Source organism: Mesorhizobium sp. YL-MeA3-2017 (assembly GCF_030814575.1).
Classification (GTDB): domain Bacteria; phylum Pseudomonadota; class Alphaproteobacteria; order Rhizobiales; family Rhizobiaceae; genus Mesorhizobium; species Mesorhizobium terrae.
The window spans coordinates 4,226,722-4,246,471 of the sequence record NZ_JAUSVH010000001.1 but is presented as its reverse complement, the minus strand read 5'-3'; the positions used below and the strand labels follow the sequence as shown (position 1 = coordinate 4,246,471).

The 19,750-nt window shown below is 64.8% G+C and carries 16 protein-coding genes; 6 read left to right on the top strand and 10 right to left on the bottom strand.

Translation table 11 applies throughout. From position 1 onward, the window contains the following. Positions 1-23: 23 nt before the first annotated feature. The 3 genes from QFZ88_RS19995 to QFZ88_RS19985 form a co-directional block, all read right to left on the bottom strand. Positions 24-803, bottom strand: coding sequence for an SDR family NAD(P)-dependent oxidoreductase (locus QFZ88_RS19995; RefSeq protein ID WP_024926089.1), 780 nt, complete (start codon positions 801-803; stop codon positions 24-26). Beyond that, positions 800-3,124: a bifunctional salicylyl-CoA 5-hydroxylase/oxidoreductase gene (locus QFZ88_RS19990; RefSeq protein ID WP_024926090.1), complete on the bottom strand. Its 2,325-nt coding sequence runs from the start codon at positions 3,122-3,124 to the stop codon at positions 800-802. Before QFZ88_RS19990 ends, QFZ88_RS19995 begins: the two co-directional genes overlap by 4 nt. Positions 3,125-3,345: 221 nt before the next feature. Beyond that, positions 3,346-4,086, bottom strand: coding sequence for a GntR family transcriptional regulator (locus QFZ88_RS19985; RefSeq protein ID WP_024926091.1), 741 nt, complete (start codon positions 4,084-4,086; stop codon positions 3,346-3,348). A 177-nt stretch (positions 4,087-4,263) separates the two neighbouring features. Between QFZ88_RS19985 and QFZ88_RS19980 the strand changes: the two genes are divergently transcribed. The 3 genes from QFZ88_RS19980 to QFZ88_RS19970 all read left to right on the top strand — a co-directional run bounded on the left by QFZ88_RS19980 (position 4,264) and on the right by QFZ88_RS19970 (position 7,135). Continuing rightward, positions 4,264-5,250, top strand: a complete 987-nt coding sequence (locus QFZ88_RS19980) for an ABC transporter substrate-binding protein (protein ID WP_024926092.1) — start codon at positions 4,264-4,266, stop codon at positions 5,248-5,250. Positions 5,251-5,426: 176 nt separating this feature from the next. Further along, positions 5,427-6,206, top strand: a complete 780-nt coding sequence (locus QFZ88_RS19975; RefSeq protein ID WP_024926093.1) for an ABC transporter ATP-binding protein — start codon at positions 5,427-5,429, stop codon at positions 6,204-6,206. 5 nt (positions 6,207-6,211) lie between these two features. Beyond that, a complete protein-coding gene (locus QFZ88_RS19970) occupies positions 6,212-7,135 on the top strand; it encodes an ABC transporter permease (protein WP_024926094.1) in 924 nt (307 codons plus the stop codon). 85 nt (positions 7,136-7,220) lie between these two features. On the opposite strand, the gene QFZ88_RS19965 is transcribed toward QFZ88_RS19970, so the two are convergent. The 7 genes from QFZ88_RS19965 to QFZ88_RS19935 all read right to left on the bottom strand — a co-directional run bounded on the left by QFZ88_RS19965 (position 7,221) and on the right by QFZ88_RS19935 (position 15,130). Then, positions 7,221-7,733 (bottom strand): MarR family winged helix-turn-helix transcriptional regulator, encoded by a 513-nt coding sequence (locus QFZ88_RS19965; protein WP_024926095.1) that lies wholly within the window; start codon positions 7,731-7,733, stop codon positions 7,221-7,223. Between the two features lie 153 nt (positions 7,734-7,886). Further along, a complete protein-coding gene (locus tag QFZ88_RS19960) occupies positions 7,887-9,458 on the bottom strand; it encodes an indolepyruvate oxidoreductase subunit beta family protein (protein WP_024926096.1) in 1,572 nt (523 codons plus the stop codon). After that, a complete protein-coding gene (locus QFZ88_RS19955; RefSeq protein WP_024926097.1) occupies positions 9,455-11,608 on the bottom strand; it encodes an indolepyruvate ferredoxin oxidoreductase subunit alpha in 2,154 nt (717 codons plus the stop codon). Before QFZ88_RS19955 ends, QFZ88_RS19960 begins: the two co-directional genes overlap by 4 nt. 11 nt (positions 11,609-11,619) lie before the next feature. Continuing rightward, the gene (locus QFZ88_RS19950; protein WP_024926098.1) at positions 11,620-12,216 is read right to left on the bottom strand and encodes a VOC family protein; all 597 of its coding nucleotides are present in this window, start codon (positions 12,214-12,216) and stop codon (positions 11,620-11,622) included. A gap of 56 nt (positions 12,217-12,272) precedes the next feature. Continuing rightward, complete coding sequence (locus QFZ88_RS19945) at positions 12,273-12,758, bottom strand: MarR family winged helix-turn-helix transcriptional regulator (RefSeq protein ID WP_024926099.1); 486 nt, start codon at positions 12,756-12,758, stop codon at positions 12,273-12,275. Beyond that, positions 12,755-14,323 (bottom strand): phytoene desaturase family protein, encoded by a 1,569-nt coding sequence (locus QFZ88_RS19940; RefSeq protein ID WP_024926100.1) that lies wholly within the window; start codon positions 14,321-14,323, stop codon positions 12,755-12,757. Before QFZ88_RS19940 ends, QFZ88_RS19945 begins: the two co-directional genes overlap by 4 nt. Before the next feature lie 15 nt (positions 14,324-14,338). Further along, positions 14,339-15,130, bottom strand: a complete 792-nt coding sequence (locus QFZ88_RS19935; RefSeq protein ID WP_024926101.1) for a cyclase family protein — start codon at positions 15,128-15,130, stop codon at positions 14,339-14,341. A gap of 632 nt (positions 15,131-15,762) precedes the next feature. Here QFZ88_RS19935 and QFZ88_RS19930 point away from each other — a divergent pair. The 3 genes from QFZ88_RS19930 to QFZ88_RS19920 all read left to right on the top strand — a co-directional run bounded on the left by QFZ88_RS19930 (position 15,763) and on the right by QFZ88_RS19920 (position 19,693). Continuing rightward, positions 15,763-16,518: an MBL fold metallo-hydrolase gene (locus QFZ88_RS19930; protein ID WP_024926102.1), complete on the top strand. Its 756-nt coding sequence runs from the start codon at positions 15,763-15,765 to the stop codon at positions 16,516-16,518. Between the two features lie 620 nt (positions 16,519-17,138). Then, positions 17,139-18,527 (top strand): pyridoxal-phosphate dependent enzyme, encoded by a 1,389-nt coding sequence (locus QFZ88_RS19925; RefSeq protein ID WP_036254931.1) that lies wholly within the window; start codon positions 17,139-17,141, stop codon positions 18,525-18,527. Beyond that, complete coding sequence (locus QFZ88_RS19920; RefSeq protein ID WP_024926104.1) at positions 18,524-19,693, top strand: trans-sulfuration enzyme family protein; 1,170 nt, start codon at positions 18,524-18,526, stop codon at positions 19,691-19,693. The genes QFZ88_RS19925 and QFZ88_RS19920 overlap by 4 nt, the downstream gene beginning before the upstream one ends. The last annotated feature ends 57 nt before the right edge of the window (positions 19,694-19,750 follow it).

Genomic DNA, 19,750 nt, shown 5'->3' with positions numbered 1-19,750 from the left:
TCCTCCCCTTTTGTGATTTATCGTCAGCCGGTCATGACTTCGCCGCCGGCAACCGCGATCGCCTGGCCGGTGATGGCGCTGGCGCCTTCCGACACCAGCCACAGCACGGCGTCGGCGACCTCCTGCGGCGCGACCAGCCTTCCCTGCGGATTGGAGCGTGCCAGATTGGCGCGTGCCTCGTCGGCGGTGCGCCCCGTCTTGCCGACGATGGTCTCGACCGCGCCATCGAGCAGCGGCGTGTCGGTGAAACCGGGGCAGACGGCGTTGACGGTGATGTCGCTGCGCGCCAGTTCCAGCGCCAGCGCCCGGGTCAGCCCGACAACGCCGTGCTTGGAGGCGCAGTAGGCGGAGACGTAAGCGTAACCCGTCAGGCCCGCAGTGCTGGCGACGTTGACGATGCGGCCCTTGCCGGCCTTGCGGATCGACGGCAGCAATGCCTGCGTGACCAGGAACGTGCCGGTCAGGTTGATGCCGATGACGCGGTTCCACAGCGCCGCGTCGGTGCGTTCGAACGGCGCCGACGGCGCCTCGCCGGCGCAATTGACCAGTACCGCCACCTCGCCGCAAGCGGCGATCGCCCTGGCGCTGCCGACGGCAATCGCCGCCGCATCGGTCACGTCGAAACCATCGATCACCACGGACTTGCCGCCCGTCGCCGCGATCTCCCTGGAAACCTCGTCCAGCGGCGCGGCATGACGGCCGGCCAGCGACACGACATGGCCACGGGCCGCCAGGGCCAGCGCGATGGCGCGGCCGATGCCGCTGCCGGCGCCAGTGACAAGGGCGTGACGCGGCTGGCTCATTTGCGGCCCGCCGCCTCGGCCGCCGCGCGCGCCAGATTGGTCTCATATTGCGCGCGGCCCGAATAATACTGCTTCGGCCAGAGCTGCCCGGCATAGCCGATCCTGGCGGCCTCGTGCATGACGAAGGCCGGGTCGGCGAGATGCGGGCGCGCGATGGCGCAGAGGTCGGCGCGACCGGCGGCGATAATCGAGTTGGCGTGGTCGGCCTCCGAGATCGCGCCGACGGCGACGGTCGAAACCTGCACCTCGTTGCGGATCTTGTCGGAGAACGGCGTCTGCCACAGGCGGCCGTAAACCGGCGCCTCCTCCTTGACCACCTGGCCCGACGAGCAGTCGATCAGGTCGGCGCCGGCATCCTTGAACATGCGGGCGAAGATCGCCGCATCCTCCGGCGTGTTGCCGCCGTCGGACCAGTCGTTGGTGGAAAGGCGTACCGAGATCGGCTTCTCTTCCGGCCAGACGGCGCGGATGGCGTGGAACACTTCCAGCGGATATTTCGCCCGCGCCGCATGATCGCCGCCATACTCGTCCTGGCGGCGATTGGTCAGCGGCGACAGGAAGGCGGACAGCAGATAGCCGTGCGCGCAATGCAGTTCGAGGATGTCGAAACCGATCTCGTCGGCCCATTTCGCGGCCCGGACGAAATCGCCCTTGATCCGCTCCATATCCTCGCGCGTGGCCGCGCGCGGCACCTCGGAATGCTTGAGATAGGGAATGGCGGAAGCCGAGATCAGCGGCCAGCCACCCTCGGTCACCGGCTGGTCGATGCCGTCCCAGGCAAGCTTGGTCGCGCCCTTGCGGCCGGCATGGCCAAGCTGGATGCCGATCTTGGCCGGCGTATCGCCGTGAACGAATTCGACCACGCGCTTCCAGGCTTGCTTCTGCTCCTCGTTCCACAGGCCAAGGCAGCCGGGGGTGATGCGCGCGTCGGGAGACACGCAGGTCATTTCCGGGAACACCAGTGCCGCACCGCCCATGGCGCGCGAACCCAGATGAACGAGATGGAAATCGTTCGGCATGCCGTCCTTGGCCGAATACATCGCCATCGGCGAGACGATGACACGGTTGTGCAAGGTCATGCCACGCACCTTGAACGGCGTGAACATCGGCGGCACCGGCCTGCCATTGGGCTGGGCGGGCGCGCCGGCGCGCTCGGCGAACCAGCGCTCATAGCCTTCCAGCCAGTCCTTGTCGCGCAGGCGCAAATTCTCGTGGCTGATGCGCTGCGAGCGCGTCAGCATCGAATACATGAACTGTTCCGGCTCCAGCGTGTCGGCATAACGCGTGCCAACCACCTCGAACCATTCCATGGCGTTGCGCGCCGCGTTCTGGATGCGGGCGACGTCGACGCGGCGCACCTCTTCATAGGCCTCGAGCACGGCCGGGATGTTCTTGGCGTCGTGGCCGGCAATGTTGAACTGGTTGGTCAGTTCGATGGCGTCGTCGATGGCGAGCTTGGTGCCCGAGCCGATGGCGAAATGCGCGGTGTGGGCGCTGTCGCCCATCAAGACGACATGGCTGTTGCCGTTGAAATGGCTCCACTTGCCGCAGATCAGCCGGCCGAAATTCAGCCAGGCCGAGCCGCGCATATGGCGGGCATTGGTCATCAGGCTGTGGCCGTCGAGCGTCTCGGCGAACAGCTTCTCGCAGAAGGCGATCGACTGGTCCTGATCCATCTTGTCGATGCCGTGCGCCTGGAACACCTCGTCGGTGGTCTCGACGATGAAGGTCGAGGTGGTGTCGTCGAAACGGTAGATATGCGCCTGGAACCAGCCATGCTCGGTGCGTTGGAAATCGAAGGTGAAGGCATCGAAGGCCTTGTTGGTGCCGAGCCAGATGAAGCGGTTCGGCCGGACCACCATATCGGGCTTGAAGACGTCGGCATATTTCGCCCGGATGCGCGAATTGACGCCATCCGAGGAGATGATGAGGTCGGCGTCGGGGAATTCCTGATCGCCCGTCACCTCGCGCTCGAACACCATCTCGACGCCGAGTTCGATGCAGCGGTCCTGCAGGATGTTGAGCATCTTCTTGCGGCCGATGCCGACGAAGCCATGGCCGGTGGTGCGGATCTTGCGACCCTTGAACACCAGTTCGATGTCGTCCCAATGATTGAAGGCGTCCTCGATGGTGGCCGCTGTCTCGGGGTCCCATTTGCGCATCGACTGCATGGTGGCGTCGGAGAAGACCACGCCCCAGCCAAAAGTGTCGTAGGGCCGATTGCGCTCGACCACGGTGACTTGATGCTCGGGGTTCTGCTTCTTCATCAGCAGGGCAAAATAGAGCCCGGCCGGTCCGCCGCCGATGCATACGATCTTCATGGCCATCTCCGCTTGCTTCACGGTCCAGCGGACCGCGCGTCAACCATGAGACGAGTGTGGTCTGGATCGAAAGATATTTCAAGCTTAAAGTTATTGGAATGCCGCGATAGTCATCGCCGATGAAGGCTTCCCCACAGGGAAAGGGCGAAACGAAAGCGCAGGCCTTCGGCCCAGGACCTGAAGAGAACGGGGAGCGAACTGCAAAAATCGTGGTGGAAACGCTACGCCGCCTTGCCGGCGTCGACACCTTCGAAGGTGACGAAAGCCTGCAGGGTGAAGGAGATGTGCTCGGTCATCAGCCCGCGGGCGCGTTCGATGTCGCGATCGAAGGCGGCATCCATCAGCGCGGTGTGATGGTCGATGCCCATGGCATCGTGCAAGGCAGCGACCGCCATTTCGAAATTGCCGCCACGGCCGCGCGCGGCGCGCAGCATCGGCGCAAGACTGAGAAAATGCTGGTGGCGGCGCAACTGGTCGTAGACCATCGCCTGGAAACGCAGCAGCCAGGCGGAACTGGCGGCACTGACGAGCGCGGCGTGAAAGGCGGCGTGACGCTCGTCCCACTCCTCGACCGCCGCCTCGGACGGGTCGTCCGGCGTGAACTTGCAACGCGAAAGCCGGTAATGCGCGGTGACCACGGCCGATTCCCATTCGGCCCCGCCCTTCTCGATCGATTCCTGCAGCAGCGGCAGCTCGACCACTTCCCGCGCCCGGATGAGGTCCTCCAGTTCGGCGCGCGACACGGGCGCGACGGCGAAGCCGCGGTTGGAGACGGCGGTGACCAGCTTTTCCGCTTCCAGCCTGGACAGGGCCTCGCGCAGCGGCGTCCAGCCGAAGCCGTAAGCCTGGTTCAGCGCGCCGAGCTTCAGCGGCGAGCCGGGCTCCAGCCGCGTGGTGAGGATGTCACGCCTCAACCGCGAATAGGCCGCTTCCGTCTTGGTCGAAGGCTCCTCACCCCGCATCGCACTTTTCCTCCACGCAAGGATCATATATTTGGCGGACCTATCGGCAAAATAATATATCAAACATCCACAGGGGATAGTTTATATATAAACCTTTTGACAAGGTTTGCCGACCCGTTATGATGCAGTCTGGGGCGCCGGGGAGAGACGGCGGCTTGCCAAATCTGGGAGGAAAACATGATTTTGTCGAAGTCCGGCTGGTTGTCCGGAATAGTACTTGCGGGTTCGCTCATCGCCAGCGTCGTCGCGGCGGCAGCCGACCCTATCCGCATCGGCATCGCCAATTTCGGCGAGCATCCGCAGCTCAACGCCTCGATCGCCGGCTTCAAGAAGGCGCTGGCCGAAAACGGCTTCGTTGAAGGCAAGGATGTGGTGTTCACCGAGAGCCACACCAATTTCGACGCCACGCTGGTACCGCAGATGATCGAAAAGCTGAAGGCCGAGAAGCCGAAGCTGATCTACACCGTCACCACGCCGGTCTCGCAGATCGCCAAGCAGCAGCTTGCCGGCAGCGGCATCAACATCGTCTTCACCGCCGTCACCGATCCGGTCGCGGCCAAGCTGGTCCCGTCGTGGGAAGCCGGCGACACCGGCATCACCGGCTCGTCCGACCTGCAGGACGTGGCGGCCGTGATGGAATTCACCAAGAAGCTTCTGCCGGAAGCCAAGCGTTTCGGCGTGCCCTATAATCCTGGCGAAGCCAATGACGTGGCCGTGCTGGAGAAGATCAAGGAAGCAGCCCCCAAGGCCGGCTTCGAGGTCGTTCCCGTCGGCGTCGACAACGTCAACGACATCCAGCAGCGCATCGCTTCGCTCAAGGGCAAGGCCGACGTAATCTACACGCCGGCTTCGAACCTCTTGCAGCCGGCGATTGCCGCCGTCTCGGCCGCCGCCCGCCAGGCCGGCATCCCGATCGTCAACTCCGACGACGGCGCCGTGCGCAAGGGTGTCGTTCCGGCGAGCTTCGCCGTCAACTACGAGCAGGTCGGCATGGCCGCCGGCAAGATCGCTGCGGAGATCCTGAAGGGCAAGGACCCCAAGGAAATCCCGCCGTTCCGTCCGGCTTATTCGGACCACAGCCCGCTGATCTCGAAGAAGGTCGCCGGCGAATTCGGCATCAAGATCCCGGCCGCGCTCGACGGCTGCAAGTGCTTCGCCGACTGAGTTCGGCAAGGTAAGGACTGCATGGCGGCGCCTGAACTGAACGCTCGGGCGCCGCTTCTTCATAACAACCGGGCGGCGGCCGATCGGGACGGACGACAACGCCTGACAGATTTCATCTGCGCATCGCATCCGGCAATCCAGGACGACTGCCGAAGCCTTGCGCCAGGAGGGCGCGGATGCTGGAAATCAAATCGGCACGCAAGATATTCTTCAAGGGACAGGCTGACGAGAAGATCGCACTCGATGGCTTGAGCCTGTCGCTCAAGACGGGCGATTTCGGCGTCGTCATCGGCTCCAACGGCGCCGGCAAGTCGAGCATGCTCAACGCCATTTCCGGCGCACTAGTGCTCGATTCCGGCCGTGTCCAGATCAACGAGACCGACGTGACGGGAATGCCCGTCCACAAGCGTGCGACCAAGCTCGCCCGGGTTTTCCAGGATCCGATGAAAGGCACCGCCGCCTCGATGACGGTGGCCGAAAACATGCTACTGGCCGATCTGCGCAGCCAGAAGCGCCGGCTGCGCCAGGGCCTCAACGCCACGCGCCTGGCCGCCTACAAGGAGCGTCTCTCGCTGCTCGGCCTCGGCCTCGAGAACCGGCTGGACACGCGCGTCGAACTGCTTTCCGGCGGCCAGCGGCAATCGCTTTCGCTGATCATGGCGGTGGGCGGCGAGCCGGAGCTCCTGCTGCTTGACGAACACACCGCCGCACTCGACCCGCGCACCGCCGACATCGTCATGAAGGCGACCATCCGTGCCGTCGAAGCGCTGAAACTCACCACGCTGATGGTGACACACAACATGCAGCACGCCGTCGACTACGGAAATCGCATCCTCATGCTCGACGCCGGCAAGGTCCGCCTTGAAATCGGCGGCGATGAGAAAAAACAAACCACCGTCGCGGACCTGATCGGCCACTTCGCCGTCAAGAGCGACCGCATGCTGCTGGCGAGCTGACCGATATGGCCATGATCCAGGATATCTTTTCGAGCTTCGTCGCGCTCGTTCCCGTCACGCTGGCGCAGAGCCTCATTCTGGCCTTCGTCGTGCTCGGCATCATGATCCCGTTCAGGATGCTCTCCTTCCCCGACCTGACCAGCGAAGGCGCCTTCCCGCTCGGCGGCTGCGTCGCCGGCGTGCTGCTCGCCGCCGGCCAGTCGCCGCTGACGGCGATCGCCGCCGCGCTGATCGCCGGCTTCATCGCAGGCTGCTGCACCGCCTTCATCCACCTGCGCTTCCGCATCCACACGCTGCTCGCCGGCATCCTGATGATGACGATGCTCTATTCGATCAATCTGCGCATCATGGGCCGCTCGAACCTTTCGGTGTTCGGCATGCCTTCGCTGTTCGAGTGGTCGCCCGTCGGCCAGCCCGGTTTCCCGAGCACCAAGATCGTCATCGCCGGGGCGCTGGGTCTTCTCGTGCTCGTCCTGCTCTATCTGTTCTTCAAGACGGAACGCGGCACCGCCATCCGCGCCGTTGGCGCCAATCCGGACATGGCCGAAGCGCAAGGCATCAATGTGTGGACCGCCACCATCGGCGGCGTCGGCCTGGCCAGCGCGTTTTCGGCGCTCAGCGGCTCGCTGATGGTGCAGAGCCAGGGCTTCGCCGACGTCAATATGGGCCTCGGCATCCTCATTAACGGCCTGGCCGCTTTGATGATCGGTGAGGCGATTACCGGCAAGCAGACAGTGCTGCGGCAGCTCGCGGCGCCCTTCGTCGGCGCCGTCGTCTATTACCAGCTGGTCTCGCTGTGCCTTGCCGCCGGCATGCCGCCGCCCGACCTCAAGCTCGCCACCGGCCTGTTCGTGCTTTTGATGCTGGCGCTGCCCAGCCTGAAGCGCGGCCGAGTGCCCGGTGCCGCCCGCGAGGTGATGCGGGAGTGACAAAGGCGGCCGCGCAGTGAACTGCGCGGCCGTTTTTCATGTCTGGGACGCGGGCGTCATCCGCCAGCGTGTCCAAGATTTCCAGTCAGGCGTCATCCGCCAGCGCGCCGCGGATCGAACCTTTCAGCTTGCCGAGTTCCTTCATCAGCACGTCCCGATCGCGCGCCGACAAATCCTTGAACAGCGCGCCGATCCAGTCGCCGTGGCGGTCGGCCATCTTGCGGAATTCCTTCCTGCCGAACTCGGTCAACGCGATGATCTGGACGCGACGGTCGGTCGGCGAGGTGGTGCGGCTGATATGGCCACTTTCGACCAGTCGCTCGACCAGCGCGGTGAGATTGCCGGCCGAAACCATCATGCGGCGCGAGACCTCGCCCAGCACCATGCCGTCTTCGGCGCGTTCGAGTTGCGCCAGAAGGTCGAAACGCGGCAAGGTGAAGTCGAATTCCTCGCGCAGCTGGCGTCGGATTTCGGCCTCGATCAGCGTCGTGCACGTCAACAGCCGCAGCCATAGCCGCGTCTCGTCGCCATGATCGGCCGGCGCCTCGACCGCCTTGGTCTCGCTGTCGACCCAGCCCTGGATATCCGTTTCAGCCATTGATGAACCGCCCCTGCCGCATGATGCGGGCGTCCTTATCCACTCGTGCGGCCGCGCATCCCGCACGACCAGCGGATGGCCTCGACTCCATCCGCGATGATCAAAGCATAAAGTAACTGCCCGGTCCGTCAATCAGGTCGGCCTCGATGGCGATCAGCCCGCCAGCTTGCCGGGATCGTCGGCGAAGGACCGCACCGTCCTGATGGCGCCGTCGAGCGCCACGCCGTCGGCGTCGGCCAAGGCCGCTTCGCGCAACCGCCTGATCCAGTCGGCGGCGTCGGTGCGCCCGCGCAACATGGGCAGGCAGGCCAGCACCTTGTCGAACTTGGACTGGCCGCGCGCATGCGTGTCGGAATAGCCCTTCACCAGCCGCCGGCATTTCAGCACCTCGACGCCCAGCGCGTAGTCGCCGCTGCGCTCGGTCTCGGCGACATTGAGCCATGCCTGCATATGCGTGGTCTCGACCCTGTGCCTCAACAGTCCGCGCCGCCAGCGGCGCATGCCGGCAACCGTCCACAACATGCCGAAACCGAAGACGCTGTCGGTGCGGATGCGCCGGCCACGGTCGACGAAGCGGTTCAGCGCCTTCATCAGCCTTGGCCGCGCCTCGATGGCGGCGCCGAGGCCGGCGGGCAACGCGCCGCAGATTTCCTCCATGCGCGGGTGGAAATATTCGGTGGTGGCAAGCGTCTGGTTTTTGCGCAGATGCACCTCGTCGCGTACGCGCCGCGAGCGCTCCGACCGGGTCTTCAGGTCGGCGACGCGAATGATGTCGTCATAGACCATGGCGTTGGCAACGTATTTCGCCGCTTCCCGCGCAAACGCGTAGCCGTCGGCCTCGGTGTCGACGGCTACGATGCCTTCAAGCCGATCAAGATATTCATCGCCATAGGCAAGGTCGAGGAAATCGACCACCTTGCGCAGGCCGGGTTCCGCCATTTCACGAACGGGCTGCGGCAACGCCGCGGCGCGCGCGGACAAGGCCTGCCATCCCCGCTCCAGAGACTTGGGCAGAGCGGTGCCTTCGGCTTGCTTCGGTTTCGCGCCAGTCGCGGCAACCGGCGCTTCGACGCCGGTGGCGCGGTCGTAGCCGAGCGCGAAGGCGGCCAGGCTTGCCTCGGTGCCCTTGCCGCCGGCCCGGATCGTCGCCTCGAAGGCCTCGCGGGAGAATGGCAGTTCACCCGAGCCTGCCAGCGCCCCGAACAGGCTCGCCGAAACAACGCTGCCGGCTTTCTTGGCCATCTCTTCCATGTCGAAATGGATCAGCCGCCTGGCGGCCTCGCCGGCGCGACGCGACACCGTGTCGGAATCGGCACGACCATCGCCCGGCACGATCTTTTCCGACACTGCCAGCATGCGGTGGCTGGAGGCGATCAAGGCGGTGCGGTCAGGCGTTACGAAGCCGCGCAGCACAGCCCGGCCCGCCTCGGCAAGCTCGGCGGCGATCAGAATATCGACGTCGCCCGGCGACGGGCTGAGCGACAGCACCGGACGGTCGTTGGGCCGCGCCGGATCGCGCGGCAGCATCTCGACATAATAGATGGTGGCGCCGGTGCGCTGGGCGACGCCGGCCACCGAGGTCGATTGCACATGCCAGCCCGAACGCTGGGCAACGTCAGTCACCCAGCCAGAGAGCACACCGCCGCCCTGCCCGCCCACGGCGAGGATGCAGATCTTGACGATACGGCCGGTGGTATCCGGACCTTCCGGCAAACCGAATTTCATGCCGAGACATCTCCGAAGACGGGCCGCCTGCGCTCGCGCCAGCCTTGCAGCGCCGCGATGACGCGCTGGCGCAGACCGAACCAGAAGCGGTCCCAGCCGGTCGGGTTCGAAACCACGTCAGCCTGATAGAAGGACGGGCAGAGCACAGCGGCGTCCGCCACCTCGCCGCAATTGCCGCAGCCGACGCAATTCTCGTCGATCGCCGCCACCGGGTCGTCGCGCAGCGGATCGTCGAGATGCTTGACCGTCAGCGACGGACAGCCGGACAGGCGCATGCAGGCGTGATCGCCGGTGCAGACGTCTTCGTCGACGCCGAATTTGGTCTTGACCATGCGCTTGCCGTCGGCGATCGCCTTTTTCTTCAGCGGCGCCTCGCGGCGCTGGCGATTGAGCATGCATTCGGACGAGGCGACGATGACCTTCGGTCCCTTCTCCTCCGTCGTCAGTGCCTCCTTCAGCGCCTCGCGCATGGCGCCGACATCGTAGGTGCGCTCGATGTGACGCACCCATTTCACGCCCATGCCCTTGATGGCATCGGTGATCGGATGCTTGGTCGACTTCGTGCGGTTGGAGGCGCGTGACGACAGGATGTCCTGCCCGCCGGTCGCCGCCGAATAATAATTGTCCACCACCACGATGACGCCGTCGTTCTTGTTGAACACGGCATTGCCGATCGAAGACGTCAGGCCATTGTGCCAGAAGCCGCCGTCGCCGACGAAGGAGATGGAGCGGCGCTTGGCGTCGGGCGAATTGAAGGCCGACGCCGAAGCGGGCCCCAGACCATAACCCATCGTCGTTGCCCCCAATTCGAAAGGCGGCATGATCGAGAACAGGTGGCAGCCGATGTCGGAGGCGATGTGATGCTTGCCAAGCTCCTGCTCGGCAAGCTTGGTGGCGGCGAAGATCGGCCGCTCGGGACAGCCGATGCAGAAGCCCGGCGGGCGCATCGGCACTGTCTTGGCGAGATCGTCGAAGATCGGCGGCGCCGGCACGTTGGGCGCGCGGATTTCCGGCGCCAGCATGTCGCCGGCGTGCTTGCGCATGAAGGCACCGATGCCCGACAACATGACGTCGCCGGAATATTCGCCGGCCATCGGCAAAACACCCTTGCCTTCCAGCTTCACCGTGGCGCCGGCCTTGTAGAGCATCGAGCCCAGCGCCTGCTCGATATAGTCGGGCTGGCCCTCCTCGACGATCAGCACCGCGTCCTTGTCGGCGCAGAAGGCGGTGAGGTCGTCCTCGACCAGCGGATAGGTGACGTTGAGCACATGCAGCGGCACTTCCGTCTCGCCATAGACGTCGGCGAGGCCGAGCCGCTGCAGCGCGCGGATGACACCGTTGTACATGCCGCCCTGCATGACGATGCCGACTTTGCCGGAACCGCCAAAAGTCTCGTTCAACCTGTGGCGCTTGACGTAGTCGATCGCCGCCGGCAGGCGTTTGGAGATCTTTTCCTTCTCATGCAGGAAAGAGGCTGGCGGCAGCACGATGCGCTGGGTGTCGCGGCGCGGATTGTCCAGCGCGTCGGCGACCGTCATGGCGGGCCGGACATTGTCCTTAGCCGTGAAGGAACCATGCACGTGGCAGCAGCGGATGCGCACCTGCAGCATGACCGGCGTGTTGGAGGCTTCCGACAGTTCGAAACCATGTTCCACCGCCGCGACGATGGACGGCAGGTTCGGGCGCGGATCGAGCAGCCAGACCTGGCTCTTCATGGCGAAGGCGTGGCTGCGCTCCTGCATGATGGAGGAGCCTTCGCCATAGTCTTCGCCGACGATGATCAGCGCGCCGCCGGTAACGCCGCCAGAGGCCAGATTGGCCAGCGCGTCCGACGCGACATTGGTGCCGACCGTCGACTTGAAAGTGGCGGCACCGCGGATCGGATAATGCACCGAGGCCGCCAGCATGGCGGTCGCGGTGGCTTCCGAGGCGCTCGCCTCGAAATGCACGCCGAGTTCGCCGAGGATTTCCTGCGCGTCGGCCAGCACATCCATCAGATGGCTGATCGGCGCGCCCTGATAGCCGCCGACATAACCGACGCCGCACTGCAGCAGCGCCTTGGTGATGGCGAGAATCCCCTCGCCGGTGAATTCCTCGCCGCCGCCCAGTTTGAGTTTCTGGACTTCCTTGGCGAATGAGCGCTCTGCCATTGGGGTAACCTCTACTTGGCCGGGTCCGTGTTCGACCACAACACCGGGCCGCCATTCTTCTCGTAGGCCATGCCCTTCGGAAACGAGATGGCCTCGAGTTGCAGTCCCCACGGCGCGAAGAAGTAAAGTATCGACTGGCCTGCCGCGGGGCCGTCATTGACGGGCAGCGGCCCCTTCAGCGTGCGAATGCCCTTGGCGGCCAGATACTTCGCGGCAGCGTCGATGTCGTCGACGTAGAAGGCGATGTGGTGTCCGCCATCGTCGGAATTGCGTGGCCGCACCTCCTTCTTGTCGGGTGCGCTGTAGTCGAACAGCTCGATGTTCGAACCTGACGCGCAGCGCAGCAGCGTGATCTGGTTGATCACCGCGCGCGGGTCGACATCGACCAGGTCCTTCATGAATTCGCCCTTGTCGTCGCGGAAGGGGCCGAAGCTCATCGCCTTCTGGCATCCCATCACGTCGACGAAGAAGGCCTCGGCCGCCTTTATGTCCGGCACGGTGAGACCGATGTGGTTGATGCCGCGAACCCCCGGCATCGGCTCGGCGGCAGCATTCGTTACGCAAGCGGCAGAAGCCAGCAAAACGGCGATCAGTAATTGTTTGCCCATGTCGTTCCCCTTGTTGAAGCCACGCGCCAGCAACGGCCGTTTCCGGTTTGCCGCGCCTAGAATTCGTGCTTGCGCACATTCACCAGCATCTTCTGCAGGGTCGCCACGAAGGCTGCCTGCTCGGCCGCGTCGATGCCGGCGAACATATGGTTGTAGGAGTGGCGCATGGTCGGCCACAGCGTCTCGAAGGCGGCACGGCCGGCTTCGGTGATGGAGATGCGCGTGGCGCGGCTGTCTTCGGGATCGACGGTGCGGCGGACCAGCCCGTCGGCCTCGAGCGCATCCAGCGCACGGCTCAATGTCGATTGTTCGACCACCGCGTAGACCGCAAGCCTGCCGATCACCAGATTGTCGATCACCGACAATACGGCCAGCGCGCGCATCTTCGGCGTGGTCAGGCCGAGCTTGGCCAGATCCTCGCGCAGCGAAGCGTTGTAGCGGCCCATGATGCGGTTCATCAGGTAGGGCGCGAATTGCTGCAACCCGATTTCGCCGAGGCGCGGGCCGTCGACGTCGTCGCTGATGGTCGTGCGTTCGTTCACCGGAACTCCTTGGTCACGAGGAAACCCGATCCACCACCGAGACCAGGGCCCGGATGCGTCGAGGCCCCGATATGATACAGCGATTTGATCGCGCTGCGGTGATTGACCGAACCGGCGAACGGCCGCCACACGAAGAATTGGTCGATCGTGCAAGCGCCGCCATAGGGATCGCCGCCGACCAAATTGATGTTCATCGCTTCGAGATCGGCCGGCGAATAGGCGCGTCGCGCCAGCACGGTTTCGCGGAAACCTTCGATATGATTAGCCAGGATCGCCTCGAGGCGGTCGGCGAAGGCCTCGCGCGTCGCCTCGTCCCATGTGCCTTGCGTGGCGATCTGCCCGGCCGCATCGCCCTTGATGGCGCGCGGCGCATCCGGAACCTGGATCCACAGGATCGCCTTGCCTTCCGGGCAGCGCGACGGATCGAGCGAAGCCGGTTGCCCGACACACATGGTCGGCGTTGCCGGTAGCAGGCTGCGGGTCGCCTCGTTGTGCGATTTGGAAACCGCGTCGATGCCGTCGGTGAGATGGATGAGCGCGACCTTTTCCAGACCCTCGGTCCGCCAGCGCGGCGCACGATCCAGCGCATAGTGCAGTTGAAAATTGCCGCGGCCATGACGGTAGGCGCGTGTCGCATCCTTTGCCGGAGATGGAGCATCGGTATCGAGCAGGCGCCCATAGAGCTGGCTCGGCGCGACGGAAGCGATGACGGATTTCGAGGCATCGATTTCCTCTCCGCCGGCCAGCCGAACGCCGGCAGCCTTGCCGCCGCGAACCAGGATGCGCTCGACATCCGCACCGGTCCGGATCACGCCACCCTGTTCCTCGATCAGCGCGCGGAACGCCTCGACCGCCTTGCCGGCACCGCCCTTGACGATAGGCGCGCCAGCCGCCTCCAGGGCAAAGGCGATGACCTTGCCCATCTGGGCGGAATAGGTGTCTTCCGGAGAGAGCCCGCAATGCAGGGCCCACGGCGCGTGCAGGGCCTGTATCCGCGGCGACTTGTAGTTTGTTTCCAGCCAGCCGCGTGCCGGCGCCAGGGCCCCGCCGAAATAGTCGACCAGCCCACGCAACCCGCGCCGCCACGCCTCGCGCGCCAGAAGCTTCGCCGTGGCGAAGCTCCACAGTTGTCCGCCGAGCAAGCCGAACAGCAGTTCGGCGCTGGCCTCGATCGAACCGACATCGACGGCATGGCGGTCGCCGTCGCCGGACGAAAGCGCATTGAAAGCCTTCACATTGGCGGCGCGGTCGGTGGTCAACACCACGCTCGATCCGTCGGGACGCAGCGCCGCCGTCGGATGCGGCGTGTGGCAGAATTCCAGGCCGTGGCGGGCAAGGTCCTGCCCGAGCGCAGCGTGAGCCGGCCCGGTCAGGAACAGAACGAACGTGGCCGCCATCACGTCATGCGTGAAGCCCGGAAGCGTCGCCTCGGTGCTGAACATGCAGCCGCCGAGGCGCTGCTCGCGCTCCAGAAGCAGCACCCGCGCGCCCTGTTTCGACAGCATCGCCGCCGCCACGAGGCCGTTGATGCCGCTGCCGATGATGACGTGATCGTAAGCCACGATGATCGGCCTCTACAATCAGCCCTTCGGCACCAGGGCCATGGCACGCACGGGGCTGCCGGTGCCCTTGACGATCTTGAGCGGCGCGGCGATCAGGATCGCGCCCTTGGCGGGCAACTTGTCGAGATTGCACAGGCTGGCGAGGCCGTAGCGGTTGGCCTTGTGCATCAGATTGTGCGCCGGGTATGGCGGGTTCATGCCGCCGGCGGCACCGGCGTCGGTGCCGATGCACTGCGTGCCCCAGCCGATGGCGCCGCGCTCGATGATGTATTCGATGGCGTCGACCGTCGGTCCCGGCGAATGCGGGCCATTGGCGTCGGCATTCAGGAAGGCGGCCTCCGAACCGTTGCGCTTGTCCCAGTCGGAACGCATCACCACCCACTCACCCTTGCCGATGGCGCCGTGCTTGGCTTCCCAGGCCCTGATGGCGTCGGCGGTGAGCAGATAGTCGTTGTTGGCGGTGGATTCCGCTGCACAATCAATGACATTGACTGGCGCGACATAGTTCTGCACCGAGATGGTGTCGGTATAGCCGTCCGAATATTCCTTGCCGGTGATCCAGTGGTGCGGGGCGTCGAAATGGGTGCCCGAATGCTCGCCGATCTTCAGCCAGTTCCAGGCCCAGAACGGGCCGTTCTTGTCGTATTCGGAGATGGTGTGAATCTCGATCTTGGGCGTGTCGACGGCGAATTCCGGCGGCAGCTTGAGCAAGGGCGTGTCGGGCCCGAGCGGGGCCGAGAGATCGACGACCTCGATCTTTCCACTCAACAAAAGCTCGGCGAAATTGGCGAGCGCGGCGGCTGCGGTCATGGACGGTTCCTCCTGATTGCGTATTCTTGATCTTCTCGACCGGTTGCTCGACAATCGCGCCCAGACCGGCTCTCCCAAGGGGAGGCTAGCGCAGTTTAAATGCGTTTGCAAATATCATTTTAAGGCTAAAATAATTGGCCTCGCAGGCTGCTTTTGCTGCGATGCGGTAGCTTCGTGGCGGCGCCCGCCAATCGGAAACCCGCGTGAAAACATGTGTTTGCATGTATTTTTCCGGCGGCGCCCGTCCCGTGGCGAACCGGATCGCCGCAGTCGTCCGGCGCGCCGGCGACCGCGCGATGTGAACACGAAGCTGGTGGCGGCGCCGGAGTCAAAAAATTTTGGCACGCGCCATCAAGGCTTCGCGGGAAACGGCGTCTGCGAGGCCCCTGTTTTTATTCACAGGCCGCGATCTGCCCTCAAAATGGCCCTCGACTTCTTAACGTCCCGCCGGTTTTCACGAAGAAACATCCATGCCGCGTTGCTGGCCCTATCGCTGGTCCTCGCCATGACGACACGCGCGGTTAAGATGCCGGAATCGCCTTCCGCCCGCCGACCTGTTTTGCCAAGCCAAGCTGTTCGGTAAAGCCGACCCGTTCGGCAAGGCCGACGCCCCAGACCCAGCCGAGGACATCATGAAAATTCGTCTCTTCCGAAACGCCGCGCTGAAGATCGAGGTCGCCGGCAGGACGCTGCTGGTCGACCCCGACCTTGGCGCCAAGCACAGCCGGCCTTCCTTTACCGGTCGTTCGCCCAACCCGATGGTCGACCTGCCGGCCAGCGTCGACGACATCCTCGACGGCGTCGAGTTGCTGATCGTCTCGCATCTGCACGCCGACCATTTCGACACGGTGGCGCAGGCGGTGATCCCAAAAGACCTGCCGCTGATCTGCCAGCCCGGCGACGAGGACAAGATCCGTGGCTTCGGTTTCAAGGACGTCACGCCGCTCACCTCGGAACTCACCTGGAACGGCATCAGGCTGACCCGCCGCGACGGCAGCCACGGGCTGGGGCCGGTGGTGGAGAAGATGGGGCAGGTGATCGGCTTTTCGCTGGAAGCGGCCGGCGAGCCGTCACTCTACTGGGCCGGCGACACGGTGCTTTATCCGCCGGTGGTTGAGACCATCGCCAGGACGAGGCCCGACATCATCGTCACCCATTCCTGCGGCGCGCGCTGGGACGGCGAGCTGATCGTGATGGACGATAGCCAGACCGTCGAGGTGGCGCGTTCGGCGCCGCAGGCCAAGGTGATTGCCGTGCATATGGAAGCGCTCGACCACGCAACGGTGGACCGCGCAACGCTGCGCAGAACCGCCGACGCGGCTGGCATCGGCCCGGAACGGTTGCTGGTCCCGGCCGATGGCGAGACGGTGCGGGTCGATAAAGGCTGAGGGATGTTCTGACGCCCTCATTCCGGGTAAGCCCTCAACCCGTTGGGAAGCATGGCTCGGGGCTGAAACTCGCGCTGACGGCGACAACTCGCCTCCCCTTCTCCCCCTGTGGGAGAAGGTGGCCGAGCCCTGGCGGCGCAGCCGCCTTGGGCGAGGTCGGATGAGGGGTGCTGGAAGAAACGAGACGTTTCAAAATCAGCATCCCCTATCGACACCGCCGTACATTCGCAAAGCAGCGCTCCGTCCAACACCCCTCATCCGTCTCGGCGCTGCGCGCCGATCCACCTTCTCCCGCAAGGGGAGAAGGAAGGCGCGCCGCGCTCGCCTTGATCTCCATGGTGCAATTGGCCTCCCCCACTTCCCCGACGCCACCGGCGCACCATATTGAATGGACACGACCGGCGAAAACCATTCTCATGCGCAGGCAGGAGACGGCGACAAGGCAGATCAATTCCGGAGAACTGAAACGACATTCTACTGATCGCCTTTCAAAGGAAATTTCTTCCTTCGACAAAGAGCGGTCGCTTCTGCGATCAGGACGCATGCCGGACAGCGATCCGGCGACCCCGAGAGGGAGCCCCCCGATGAACACGAAAGTGCAGGCAGAACCGGTCGAGGCGATGAAGCGGCTGCAGCCGCCGGTCGCCTCGGTGTTGGACCTGATCGGCGAGACGCCGGTGGTGGAACTGAAGAAGTTCGACACCGGCAAGTGCCGCCTCTTCATCAAGCTGGAGAGCCAGAACCCCGGCGGCTCGATCAAGGACCGCATCGCCCGCTCGATGATCGACCAGGCAGAGCGCGACGGACGGCTGAAACCCGGCGGCGTCATTATCGAGGCCACCGCCGGCAACACCGGGCTGGGGCTGGCGCAGGTCGGCATTCCGCGCGGCTACCGCATCATCCTGATCGTGCCCGACAAGATGTCGCGCGAGAAGGTGCAGCATCTCAGGGCACTCGGCGCCGAGGTGCGGCTGACCCGCTCCGACGTCGGCAAGGGCCATCCCGAATATTACCAGGACATGGCCGAAAAGCTGGCCGCCGAGATTCCCGGCGCCTTCTATGCCAACCAGTTCTCCAACCCGGCCAACCCGCTGGCGCATGAGATCACCACCGGCCCGGAAATCTGGCGCCAGCTGGATGGCGATGTCGATGCGGTGGTGGTGGGTGTCGGCTCCGGCGGCACGCTGACCGGCCTCGGCCGCTTCTTCGCCGGGGTCTCGCCCAAGACCGAAATGGTGCTGGCCGACCCGGTCGGCTCGGTGCTGGCGCCGCTGGTCAAGACCGGCGAGATGATCGAGGCCGGCAGCTGGACGGTGGAAGGCATCGGCGAGGATTTCGTGCCGCCGAACTGCGATCTTTCGCTGGTGAAGAAGGCCTATTCGATTTCCGACCGGCATTCGATGCTGGCGGTGCGCGACCTCTTGTCCAAGGAAGGCATCCTGGCCGGCTCGTCTTCCGGCACGCTGTTGTCGGCGGCGCTGCGCTATTGCCGCGAGCAGAAGACCGCCAAACGCGTCGTCACCTTCGTGTGCGACAGCGGCAACAAATATCTGTCCAAGGTGTTCGACGATTTCTGGCTGGCCGAACAGGGCCTGGCCGAACGCGAGCAGCATGGCGACCTCTCCGACCTTGTCGCCCGCTCGCACCGCGAGGGCGGCACGGTGTTCGTCGGGCCGGATGACACGCTTTTGACCGCCTATGGCCGCATGCGGCGCGGCGACGTCTCGCAATTGCCGGTGCTGGACGAAGGCCGGCTGGTCGGCATCATCGACGAAAGCGACATACTCACCCAGGTCGACGGCCCCTATGACGGCCGCTGGCAACGTTTCGACCAGCCGGTGCACAGCGCGATGAGCGCCGAACTGCACACGCTGCAGGCCAGCCAGACGCTGGATGCGCTGTTGCCCGTCTTCGACCGCAACGAGGTGGCCATCGTCTTCGACAATGACGAATTCGTCGGCCTCATCACCCGCATCGATCTCATCAACCATCTGAGGCGCAACCGATGACCATACAGGGCCGCAACCGGCTTGCCTTTTCCACCCGCACCATCCATGGCGGGCAGAGCCACGACCCGACGACCGGCGCCGTCATGGTGCCGATCTACGCCACCTCGACCTATGCGCAGCAGTCGCCCGGCGTGCACAAGGGTTTCGAATATGCCCGCAGCCAGAACCCGACCCGCTTCGCCTTCGAGCGCGCGGTGGCGGATCTGGAAAGCGGCACGGCGGCATTCGCCTATGCGTCGGGGCTGGCGGCGATCGCCAACATCTTCGAACTGCTGGACTCCGGCGCCCATATCGTGGCCACCGACGACATTTATGGCGGCACGTTCCGCCTGTTGGAGCGGGTGCGCAAGCGCTCGGCCGGGCTGAAGGTGAGCTTCGTCGATTTCACCGACCTGGCCGCCGTGGAAGCGGCGATCCGGCCGGAGACGAAGATGCTGTGGGTGGAGACGCCGACCAACCCGCTGCTGCGCGTGGTCGACCTTGCCGCCGTCGCCGCTCTCGCCCGCAGGAAGGGGCTGATCGCGGTGGCCGACAACACTTTCTGCAGCCCCTATATCCAGCGGCCGCTGGAGCTCGGCATCGATCTCGTCGTGCATTCGGTGACCAAATATCTCAACGGCCATTCCGATATGGTCGGCGGGGTCGTCGTGGTTGGCGAGAACACCGAACTGCGCGACCAGCTGAAATTCCTGCAGAACGCGGTGGGCGCCATTTCCGGGCCATTCGACAGCTTCCTGGCGCTGCGCGGCCTGAAGACGCTGGCGCTGCGCATGGAGCGGCATTCGGCCAACGGGCTGAAGATCGCGCGCTGGCTGGAGGCGCGCTCCGATGTGCGCCGCGTCATCTATCCCGGCCTCGAAAGCCACCCGCAGCACGCAATCGCCAAGGCGCAGATGAGCGCCTTCGGCGGCATGATCACGGTGGAACTCGACCGCGACCTCGCCGGCACCAAGCGCTTTTTGGAACACACGCGGCTGTTCGCGCTGGCCGAGAGCCTGGGCGGGGTGGAGAGCCTGATCGAGCACCCGGCGCTGATGACACATGGCTCGATCCCGGCCGAGAAGCGCGCCGAAATCGGCATCTCGGATTCGCTGGTCCGGCTTTCGGCCGGCATCGAGGACGCGGATGATTTGATTGCCGATCTGACGCAGGCGCTAGGGGTGTAACGAGCCCGGAGACGGGTGAGCGAACGCGCCTCTATCTCCCCCTCGTGGGGGAGAAAG